This is a genomic window from Kitasatospora sp. NPDC058046 (assembly GCF_042885595.1).
Taxonomy (GTDB): Bacteria; Actinomycetota; Actinomycetes; order Streptomycetales; family Streptomycetaceae; genus Kitasatospora.
This window is the reverse complement of sequence record NZ_JBHVRS010000057.1, coordinates 1-10,241: the sequence shown is the minus strand read 5'-3', so window position 1 is coordinate 10,241 and position 10,241 is coordinate 1. Positions and strand designations below refer to the sequence as shown.

Here is a 10,241-nt window from a genome sequence, read left to right as displayed (position 1 = left end):
GGGAATCTCGCGGGCGTTGTACACCCGCGAGACTGGCGCACCACCATGCTCACCGACAGCCGAACACCAAGATCCCCGACAGAGTCAAGCTCAGAGGGCGTTTGGTCTCGCGAGTTCCATGATGTCCGGTTCAGGTGCCTCGCCAGGTGGGTGTTGATTCGCCGGTGAGACGGCGGGTCATGTTGTCGATCATCGCGAGGCGGATCATGCTTTCGGAGTGCTCGGGCTTGGTCTCGTAGTCACGGGCGAGTCGGCGGTGCATCATGATCCAGCCGAATCCTCGCTCGACCACCCACCCCCTCGGGACGACCGAGAAGCCTCTGACCTGCTTATTTCGCGGGACGATGTCGACGTCGATGCCGAGCACTGCTCCGTGTTCGACGGCCTGGGTTTTGTAGCCGGTGTCGACCCAGGCCTTGGTGACCGTGGGATGTGATTTGGCGAGCCGGGTCAGGAGCTGCTTCCCGGCATCGTTGTCGGAGACGCTAGCCGCGGTGACCATGACGAGCAGAAGAAGGCCGAGCGTGTCGGTGACGATGCTGCGCTTGCGGCCCACGATCTTCTTGCCGGCGTCGATGCCCTGGGTGGCGGTCGGCACGCTGGGCGCGGTCTTGACGCTCTGGGCGTCGATCACGCACGCGGTCGGCTCGGGTGCTCGACCCTCCTTCCCCTGTACCAGACGGTGCAGGCGCAGGCCGAGTCTCTCGATGGTGCCGTCCGTGGCCCAGGCGCCGAAGTAGGAGAACACGGTGGTGTGCCGGGGGGGAGTCGTGCGGCAGGTAGCGCCAGGGGATGCCAGTTCGGCTCACGAACAGGACCGCGTTCATCACCTCCCGCAGGTCGGTGACCTTCCCGCCGAGATGGAGCGAGGTCTTCTGCCGCTCGGCGCGCCAGGCGGCCAGGACCGGCTCCATCAGGGCCCAGCGCACGTCGGACAGGTCGCTCGGATAGGCCTTGCGCTGCGACTGAATCGTCATAAGTACACTGGTATGCGCCGGAGTTGAGAATGGTCTATCGCTCGATCGAGTGATGGCCGCGCCGTGATCCCGGCATTTTCAAACCGGACAGGAACTATCACCTCCAACTCGGACGAATCGTTGTTCCGAGTGCCGCCTCATGGACCAAGCAGATTGGGCAACTCGCACCTGCTGGACATTTCCGACCATCAGCAAATGCCTCAAATCAGACATCAATGACACGAACGTCCTCTGAGGAGCGGGCGGCCTACCTGCCCACGGACCCGCGCGACAACAGCCGCGCGACCCCACCCCTCCCGCCACCGCCGCCAGTATTTGACAGCCCACGAAGTGGTATAGACCATTGGGGCAAATCGCGCCATCCCGCCACCGCCGACCAGACCTGGAACCCGCCGCCATGACCGCACCACACCGTCCAGACGACCGCGCCGCCACCGGCAGTGAGCCGGACGACGACCGGTTCCCGGAGCTTCTCACCCGCCCGCCGGCCAGGACCGATACGGCGCTGGCCGCCCACATCGACGAGAAGGTCGCGCACCAGGCCCTCGCCGCGGGCTTCGACACGCACCGCGCACGCGCCCTCGCCTCGGCCCGGTTCGGCCACCTGGCCGTCATGGTCTTCCCCAACTGCGACGACGTGGCTCAACTCACTGCCGCGGCCTGCTGGATGTCCGCAATTGCCGCCGTCGACGACGTCTGCGACGACGAGGACGCCGCCGGCGTGCCCGCTCACGCCGGCGCCTACTTGACCCTCGCCCTCGCCGCCCTCGACCCTGCCCACCTGACCGAGCCCCACGAATCCGGCCTGCGCCGCGAACTCGGCCGCCGCCCGTACCTGCGCCACCTCGGCGCCAGCTTCACCCTCCTGGGCCGCCACGCCACCCCAGGCCAACTGGCCCGCATACGCGCGGAGACCACCACGGTCTTCACCGCCCAGCAGGCCCCGATCAGCTGGCGCACCGCCGGCATACGCCCGCCGGTGTGGGAGTTCCTCGCCGCCCGGCAGGCGGACGGCTTCGGACCCGCCCTGGCCCTGACCGACCTCATGGGCGGCTACGAACTCGGCCCCGGACACTACGAGCACCCGGGCGTGCGTCGCGCCCTGCGCCTGGCCAACCTCGCCATGGTCATCGTCAACGACCTGTACTCCCAGGGCAAGGACGCCCCCGGCGCGGTCACCCTGCCCGCCCTTATCGCCCACGAACGCGGCTACTCACGCGCCGAGGCGATCTCGGCCGCCTGCCGGGCGCACAACACTGCCGTACGCGAGTTCGACGAGGCGTGCCGGACCCTGCGCACCGCTCTTCCCGACCTGATGGTCGCCCGGTTCCTCGACGGCCTGCGCGCCTGGATCGCCGGCGCCCGCGCCTGGCACGCCTTCTCCGCCCGCTACCCCCTGCCCCGGCAGGCGAGCGCCACCGGCGCGTGAGCGCACGCAGCCCGGATCGCCGCCATCCGCGACCCCTCGACCACCTCCTGCCAGCCACCCACACCACCGACGAAAGAAGGCACCATGACCACGACCACCCCGGGCGCCAACGTCATCACCACCCGGTACCAGCAGACAGTGGCCGACTACTGGAACAACGAGAAGGACCCGGTCAACCTGCGCCTGGGCAACGTCTCCGGCACCTACCACCACCACTACGGCATCGGCGACGTCGACCACGCCGCGCTCCAGGGCCCCGAGGAGACCCGCGAGGAGCGGATCGTCAAGGAACTGCACCGCCTGGAGGCCGCGCAGGCCGACTACCTCGCCGCCCAGCTCGGCGACCTCGGCCCCAACAGCCGCATCCTGGACGCCGGCTCCGGCCGCGGCGGCACCAGCTTCGTCGCCAACCAGCTCTTCGGCTGCCACGTCAACGGCATCTCCATCTCCCAGCAGCAGGTCGACTTCGCCAACGACCAGGCCAAGCGCCGCGGCGTCGACGACAAGGTCGCCTTCCACTTCCGCAACATGCTCGACAACGGCTTCGACACCGCCACCTTCCAGGCCGTGTGGAACAACGAGAGCACCATGTACGTCGACCTGCACGAGCTGTTCGCCGAACACGCCCGCGTCCTTGCCCCCGGCGGCCGCTACGTCACCATCACCGGCTGCTACAACGACGTCCACGGCCGCCAGCCCTCCCGCGCCGTCAGCCAGATCGACGCCCACTACATCTGCGACATCCACCCGCGCAGCGCCTACTTCGCCGCGATGGCCGCCAACAATCTGATCCCGATCAGCGTGGTCGATCTCACCGCCGCCACCATCCCCTACTGGGAACTGCGCGCCACCTCCGAGGTCGCCACCGGCATCGAGGACGCCTTCCTCACCGCCTACAAGGAAGGCAGCTTCCACTACCTGATGATCGCCGCCGACCGCGTCTGAACCACCCACCACCCAACGCGCCGCGTGCGCCCGGCCGACATCGGGCGCACGCGGCGCAACCCCTTCGCCCGGCCCGAAGCCGCTGCCCCGGGACCGGGCCTGACCGGTCCCGGCCCGGGGACGGAGGCGTGCCCTCACGCCTCACCCCCGGCCCGCCGTCCCATGCCGCGCACGCCCCCGTGGGGTGACCGCCCGACAACCGCTAGTGTCCTGCGACGGAGATTCGTCGTTAGATCTTGCGTGAGTGATTCTTCGGATGTGCCGGTGCGCCGTCGCGGTCCCGCGTTGGAGCCGTTGTTGTTGTCCGGGGAGGAGCGGGAGGTGCTGACGCGATGGGCCCGCCGGGCGACATCCGCCCAGGCGCTCGCTTTGCGGGCCCGGATCGTGCTGGCCTGCGACGGCCCGGATGTGCCGTCGATCGTCGGCGTGGCACGGGAGTTGAGCATCACCGCGGACACGGTCCGCAAGTGGCGGCGGCGCTTCCTCGCCGAGCGGCTGGACGGGTTGGTGGACGAGCCGCAGCCGGGCCGGCCTCCGAGCATCGCGGTGGACGAGGTCGAAGCGGTGGTGGTGGCGACGCTGGAGGAGATCCCGAAGAACGCGACGCACTGGTCGCGGAGCTCGATGGCGGCCCGCAGTGGCCTGTCGAAGTCCACAGTGGGGCGGATCTGGCGGAAGTTCCAGCTCAAGCCCCACCTGGCCGACACCTTCAAGCTCTCCACCGACCCGTTCTTCGTCGAGAAGGTCCACGACGTGGTCGGGCTCTGCTTCGACCCGCCCGAGGGGGCGGTGGTGCTGTCGGTCGACGAGAAGTCGCGTGCGCCACGAGGCGCTGATGGATCCGTGCGGGAGGAAGGACCCGCCGCCGGTCATCGTAGTGACCGGTCGAAGCTGGAGGCAGGCTGAGCCCCGGGTTGGGGGCAAGGCTGGAAGCGGCCTCGACAATGTAGGGGCGGGCCGGTACTACCAGACGGCTCGTGCCCGCTAGCGAGGACGGGAAAGGGGTAAGGGAACTGAACCGGTGTCAGAAGCCCCGTTAGTCGTCAGTGATCTGCTGAATCTGGTGGATGGATCACTTTGCGGTGCTGGGCAGGTCGTGGCTTTTGACCTGCCCGCTTCCGTCGTCCGTGAGATTTGGGCGGCGGGAGGCCCGGGCCAAGACTGCGATGTGCGGCCCGTGGCGATGCCGTCGAGGTATAGCCGGACGCCGACACCCGTCACAACGGACATCAGTGAACGTGGGAAGCGGTCCGATGCCGCCCTACCCCTCCGGTTTCCAGCCGGGCGGAGGGCAGGCGCAACGCCCGCCCAGGGCATCGGATCGTGGCGGAGCCGCCGTAGTACTCGGAGGTCAGGAGAGCTGGCCACGTGGGGAAGGGCGGCAGCGTGATCAGCAGCATGACTGGTGGAGGGGAGACGCGCCGTTGAACAACAGCGCACCGTCGTGGCCGAACATCTTCGAGGCCGAACGTCGGGTACTCGACCACCAGCGGAAGCTGTACCGATGGGCACGGGCCGAACCTGAGCGCAGGTTCGGTGACGTGTTCAACCTGATCTGCGACCGGGCGACCTTGCTGGTCGCCTGGGAGCGGGTCGCAGGCAACAAGGGTGCCAGGACAGCCGGCGTGGATGCGGTCACCCGCCGCCACGTCGAGGAGGACGTCGGAGTGCTGCCCTTCCTGGAGGAGCTCCGCTCCGCCTTGAGGGACGGCACGTTCACCGCGCTGCCAATGAGGCAGGTGTCCATCCCCAAGCGCAACGGGAAGATCCGTTTGCTGGGGATCCCGACCCTGCGTGACCGGGTTGCGCAGATGGCCCTCAAGCTGCTCCTGGAGCCAGTGTTCGAGGTCGATTTCTACCCGTCCAGCTACGGGTATCGGCCCGGGCGCCGGGCTCAGGATGCCATTGCCGAGATCCACCAGCTCACCAGCCGCTCATATGAGTGGGTGGTGGAAGGGGACATCACCGCGTGCTTCGACAACGTCGACCACCAGGTCCTGATGGGCCTGGTGGAAGAGCGAATCACCGACCGAAAGGTGCTGCGGCTGGTCCACGCGTTCCTTCGGGCGGGGATCGTCGAACGCCACGGTGCCCTTGTCGCGAGCCTGACCGGCACGCCGCAGGGCGGGGTCGCCTCTCTGTTGCTGGCCAACATCTATCTCTCCGTCCTGGACCGCCACTTCGCTGGCATCTGGGAACGGGAGATGAGCCCGCCCTAGCGTCGCCAGCAGCGACGACGGCGCGGACAGCCGAACTACCGTCTGATCCGTTACGCGGATGACTGTGCGCCACGAACACATCAGGAGGTTTCGGTGTAGACGGAAGCTGCTGATGTGGTGCTGCACTGGTGATGGAGGTAGGCCCTCCGGGACCGCCCACGCAGGGGGAGGTCTCAAACCACCGCAGGCTGCTCCGGTGAATGAGCCGGGGTGGTGAGCACTGCGGACAAGGCGCAATTGATGCGTCAGGTGCGAGCCGAGAAGGCGAACGCGAGTGAACCACTGCCGAAGTGTCGAAAGCGTATGGGCGGTTGCCGAAACCGGGGTCCAGTTGTTGCCCCGGGATGAGTCTGGCGGGTTCCTGTATTCCTGGCCAGGTGGTGCCCGGCATGAAGGTGGCGCGAGCTCGGCTCAGGCGCCGGTGTGGAACGTGGGAACCCCTCGCCGCGATGCTGCCGGTGGCCGTGTTGACGGTCAGTCGGCTTCAAGGGAGAACCTCAAGCAGCTGAAACTGCAAGGGGCAGAGTACCGATGCGTGGCAGGGGGACGGACCGCCTCGTAGTAGTGGTGAAACCCCTGTAATGGGGGTGGAGCGAAGGGGGCGGGTCGTCCTGGTCTTGTTCGGTGGTCAACCGGAGTTCCCGGGAGGAGCCAGGTGAACGGATCGAGGCCGCAGGCCGAGGTCACAAGCAAGTCGTTTGATATCCCCAAGTGGATGGTGTGGCAGGCATTTCAAAGGGTCAAGGCCAACAAGGGTGTACCCGGGGCGGACGGCGTGACGATCGAGCGGTTCGAACAGGAGCTGAGTAGGAACCTGTTCAAGCTGTGGAACCGCATGTCGTCCGGCTCGTACTTCCCTCCGGCGGTGAAGGCCGTGGAGATCCCCAAGGCGGGCGGGCGAGGTGTCCGCGTGCTCGGGGTGCCCACCGTGGCCGACCGGATCGCCCAGACGGTGGCCGCGATGTATCTGGAGCGTCGGGTGGAGCCTGTGTTCCACCCGGACTCCTACGGCTACCGACCCCGGCGATCGGCGTTGGACGCGGTGGAGCAGTGCCGGCAGCGCTGCTGGAGAAGCGACTGGGTGGTCGATCTCGACATCCGGGCGTTCTTCGACAGCGTGGACCACGAGCTGATGCTCAAGGCGGTCGAACGGCACGTCGACGAGGATGGGAAGTGGGTCCTGCTCTACGTCAGGCGGTGGCTGGTCGCCCCGCTGGCGAAGATGGACGGGACGGTGGTGCCGAGGGATCGCGGGACTCCGCAGGGGTCGGCGATCTCTCCGGTACTGGCGAATCTGTATCTGCACTACGCGTTCGATGTGTGGCTGGCGCGGGAGTTCCCGCAGGTCACCTTCGAGCGGTACTGCGACGATGCGGTGATCCACTGTGGCAGCGAGAGGCTGGCCCGCCGGGTGCGGGACGCTCTCGCGGCCAGGTTGGCGCAGGTCGGTCTGGAGTTGCATCCGGACAAGACGCGCATCGTGTACTGCAAGGACGCCGACCGGCGCGGCTCGTACGAGCACACGTCGTTCACGTTCCTCGGGTACACGTTCCGGCCCAGGCTGGCCAAGAACCGGTTCGGGAAGCACTTCGTGAACTTCCTGCCCGCGGTCAGCAAGGAGGCGATCAAGGCGATGGGCAAGGAGATCCGTTCCTGGCGCATCGCCTGCCGCAGTGACAAGTCCCTGATGGACCTTGCACGGATGTTCAACAGCATCGTGCAGGGATGGATCAACTATTACGGGCGCTTCTACAAGTCCATGTTGTATCCCCTCCTCCGGCGCATCAATGACCTGTTGGTGCGCTGGGCCTGCCGGAAGTACAAGCGACTGCACCGCCGCGAGAAGCGGGCGAGGGAACTGCTGGCGGGCGCGGCCCGCCGCTACCCGAACCTGTTCGCCCACTGGCGGTTCGGCCTCAAGCCTGACGGCTGGACGATGGGAGCCGTGTGAGCCGAGAGGCTCCCGCACGGTTCTGCGAGCGGCGGCGGGTGAGATTCCCGCCGCCGACTCTCCTCGTCGTGCTCGTGCACGGTGAGCGGTCGGACGCGGAGGCGATCCGGACGGAGATCGCGCAGATGCTGGCCGAGCGGCTGAAGATGACCCTCTCGGTTGAGAAGACCCACATCACCCACATCGACGACGGCTTCGTGTTCCTGGGCTTCCGCATCCAACGGTGGCAGCGGGGAGACGGGCGCCGTGTGGTGCTGACCATCCCGTCCAAGGACGCCCTGGCCAGGGTGATGCACAAGATCAAGGAGGCCACGAGGGCGAGCACGACCTCACTCCGGATTGGGCAGGTGCTGCGGATGATCAACCCGGTCCTGCGAGGCTGGGCTGCCTACTTCCGCTACGGCGCTTCCAAGAAGACCTTCTCCTACCTGGGCTGGTATGCCTGGTGGAGGATGATCTACTGGATCCGCCGCAAGCACCCGCACATGACCTGGAAGCAGACCCGGCGCCGCTTCTACGGGGCAGACCGGATCTGTGAGGACGGCCTGGTCCTCTACAATCCGGCGAAGACGCGAGTCGAGCGCTACCGCTTCCGCGGAGCGCAGATCGCGACGCCGTACAACATCGACGAGGTCGATCCGTCGGGAGCACGCTTCCGCCGGACCAGCCACGACGACGTGGCGTTCGTCGGGCAGGTTTCGGAACTCGTCAACTGAACCATCGGATCACGTGGAGAGCCCGTTGCGGGGATGACCCGCACGGCGGGTTCGGCGGGCGGGGACGGGAAGACCTACGGCCGGAAGGCCGAAAGGCGTCCCGTCCCCGACCCAACAGATCCAGGCCCTCGACCGCTCCGCCCCGGTACTGCCGATGATGCCGGGCATGCCCGAACGCCGCACCCACGACTACTACCGGCATGGCATCACCAGCCTGTTCGCCGCCTTCAACATCGCTGACGGCACTGTCATATCGGCACTGCACCGCCGCCACCGGGCCATCGAGTTCAAGAAGTTCCTGGTCATGATCGACAAGGCTGTGCCCGCCGGCCTCGATGTCCACCTGGTCTGTGACAATTACGCCACCCACAACACCGCCGAGATCAGGACGTGGCTACGAAGACACCCGCGCTTCCACGTCCACTTCACCCCCACCGGCTCCTCGTGGATGAACCAGGTCGAACGATGGTTCGGCATGCTGACCGAGAACCCCAGGCCCTTCACCTGGACCAAGACCGCCGACGAGATCCTCAACTCCCTCGCCGGCTACCTCACCAAAATCAACCCGCCGACCACTGAAACCTGAAGCAGACTTAGAGCTGACATTTTAGGTGCAGGACACGAGGGAACACGCGACATGAGCATCGACAACTCCTTAGGGGCATTCGATACAGTTCCTCGTAGTCGCGGCGGAGCCGCCGGCACCGGGACATGATCCCGAAGGTCTGCTCGACGCGCCAGCGGATCGGCTGGACGACGAAACCCTTCTGTTCCTTGTCGCGGGCGACCACCTCGACGTCGATGGACAGGGCGGCGCCGTGCTTGACCACGGCGTTGTTGTAGCCGGCGTCCACCCACGCCTTGGTCACGGTGGGCCACCGGACGGCGAGGGTGTCCAGGACCTGTTTGCCGCCGGCGGAGTCCTGGACTCCGGCGGCGGTGACGATCAGGACCAGGAGCAGGCCCAGGGTGTCGGTGGCGATGTGGCGCTTGCGGCCCTTGACCCGTTTCCCGCCGTCGTAGCCCTGGCTGTCGGCCGGGGCGTTCGGCGAGGCCTTCATCGACCGGGGCATCGATGATCGCCTCGCTCGGCAGGATCCGCCGGCCCTTCTTCGCCCTGAGCTGGTCACGGAGCGTGTCGTGGATCTGCTCGGCGGCACCGTCGCCTTCCCACTCCTTGAAGTAGCCGTAGACCGTGGTGTGGGGCGGGAAGTCGTGCGGCAGGTAGCGCCAGGCGATGCCGGTCCGCGCGACGCAGAGGATCGCGTTGACCACTTCACGCAGTTCGGTGGTCGGCTCGCGTCCCTCGGCGCGAGCCGACTGCCAGCGCAGCAGCATCGGTTCGATGAGCTGCCACTGGTCGTCCTTCAGGTCCGAGGGGTACCGGCGTCGTTGAGTCACGATTGATCAATACCGCTGACGCGGGCCCGGCCGCTACGAGCTCCTGGTACCGAGTCCGTGCCGTGCCATTGGAAGCCGGACAGTTGGGGGGATTCCCCTATCGAACGCCCTAATCCTTTGTGTAGGTAGTTCCGGATCACCCCGGCTGGGGCCCTGGAACTGTCCGCGGGTGACAGACGCCTCGGTGTCTCCTGGCCAGCAAGGCCTAACCCAAGAGCGGTGCTGTCACGGTGGTGGGTTTCGTGGTGGTCGCGTAGGCACCGGGCCGATGCCTGATAACGCCCTGGCTATGTGAGGCCTTCTGAGAGAGCGGCGCGTCCCGGTGTCTTCGGGCCGCCGCGGAACCCACCCTTTGATCGTGTTCGTTGTCGTGGTGGTGCGAGCCCGCCCCAGGGCGAACCCCTTGTCGATCTCCGCGAGCCGCCGAGCTCTGGAACAGATCGGGGTCCCTGGGGTGCGCTGGTGTCGCGAACGGCTACAGAGATGGTGGACCGACGAGTCCTGGGATTAGGCCGTGTCTCATAATTGATCTTGTGGTGGGTCGAGGAGAGATAACGGATGCTGCGTGGGCTCGTATAGAGCCGTTGTTGCCGCAGCGGGACG

At 66.9% G+C, this 10,241-nt stretch carries 7 protein-coding genes and 3 pseudogenes; 7 read left to right on the top strand and 3 right to left on the bottom strand.

Translation table 11 applies throughout. The features are described from left to right. Positions 1-130: 130 nt before the first annotated feature. Positions 131-977: pseudogene (locus ACFVU7_RS44885) on the bottom strand (IS5 family transposase). 397 nt (positions 978-1,374) lie between these two features. Between ACFVU7_RS44885 and ACFVU7_RS44880 the strand changes: the two are divergent. From ACFVU7_RS44880 to ACFVU7_RS44850, 7 genes and pseudogenes are all read left to right on the top strand, one after another. Further along, positions 1,375-2,406 (top strand): hypothetical protein, encoded by a 1,032-nt coding sequence (locus tag ACFVU7_RS44880; RefSeq protein ID WP_388052516.1) that lies wholly within the window; start codon positions 1,375-1,377, stop codon positions 2,404-2,406. An 84-nt stretch (positions 2,407-2,490) separates the two neighbouring features. Further along, entirely contained in the window at positions 2,491-3,351 is an 861-nt protein-coding gene (locus tag ACFVU7_RS44875; protein WP_388052513.1) for a geranyl diphosphate 2-C-methyltransferase, read from the top strand. A 321-nt stretch (positions 3,352-3,672) separates the two neighbouring features. Further along, on the top strand, positions 3,673-4,257 hold the full coding sequence (locus ACFVU7_RS44870) for an IS630 family transposase (protein ID WP_388052510.1): 585 nt from the start codon (positions 3,673-3,675) through the stop codon (positions 4,255-4,257). A 518-nt stretch (positions 4,258-4,775) separates the two neighbouring features. Then, a complete protein-coding gene (locus tag ACFVU7_RS44865; RefSeq protein WP_388052507.1) occupies positions 4,776-5,570 on the top strand; it encodes a reverse transcriptase domain-containing protein in 795 nt (264 codons plus the stop codon). Between the two features lie 715 nt (positions 5,571-6,285). Further along, on the top strand, positions 6,286-7,521 hold the full coding sequence (gene ltrA / locus ACFVU7_RS44860) for a group II intron reverse transcriptase/maturase (protein WP_388052504.1): 1,236 nt from the start codon (positions 6,286-6,288) through the stop codon (positions 7,519-7,521). A gap of 68 nt (positions 7,522-7,589) precedes the next feature. Continuing rightward, a complete protein-coding gene (locus ACFVU7_RS44855) occupies positions 7,590-8,237 on the top strand; it encodes a group II intron maturase-specific domain-containing protein (protein ID WP_388052501.1) in 648 nt (215 codons plus the stop codon). A 115-nt stretch (positions 8,238-8,352) separates the two neighbouring features. Then, positions 8,353-8,823: pseudogene (locus ACFVU7_RS44850) on the top strand (IS630 family transposase); the annotation flags it as partial. A 7-nt stretch (positions 8,824-8,830) separates the two neighbouring features. On the opposite strand, the gene ACFVU7_RS44845 reads toward ACFVU7_RS44850, so the two are convergent. Both ACFVU7_RS44845 and ACFVU7_RS44840 read right to left on the bottom strand, forming a co-directional pair. Next, positions 8,831-9,310: a transposase gene (locus tag ACFVU7_RS44845; protein WP_388052499.1), complete on the bottom strand. Its 480-nt coding sequence runs from the start codon at positions 9,308-9,310 to the stop codon at positions 8,831-8,833. Between the two features lie 79 nt (positions 9,311-9,389). After that, positions 9,390-9,638: pseudogene (locus ACFVU7_RS44840) on the bottom strand (transposase); the annotation flags it as partial. Positions 9,639-10,241: the final 603 nt, after the last annotated feature.

Bases quoted from the DNA above. Each gene is read 5' to 3' on its own strand.
- ACFVU7_RS44875 (WP_388052513.1), top strand. From the start codon at position 2,491: ATGACCACGACCACCCCGGGCGCCAACGTCATCACCACCCGGTACCAG.
- ACFVU7_RS44845 (WP_388052499.1), bottom strand. From the start codon at position 9,310: ATGCCCCGGTCGATGAAGGCCTCGCCGAACGCCCCGGCCGACAGCCAG.
- ltrA (WP_388052504.1), top strand. From the start codon at position 6,286: ATGGTGTGGCAGGCATTTCAAAGGGTCAAGGCCAACAAGGGTGTACCC.
- ACFVU7_RS44880 (WP_388052516.1), top strand. From the start codon at position 1,375: ATGACCGCACCACACCGTCCAGACGACCGCGCCGCCACCGGCAGTGAG.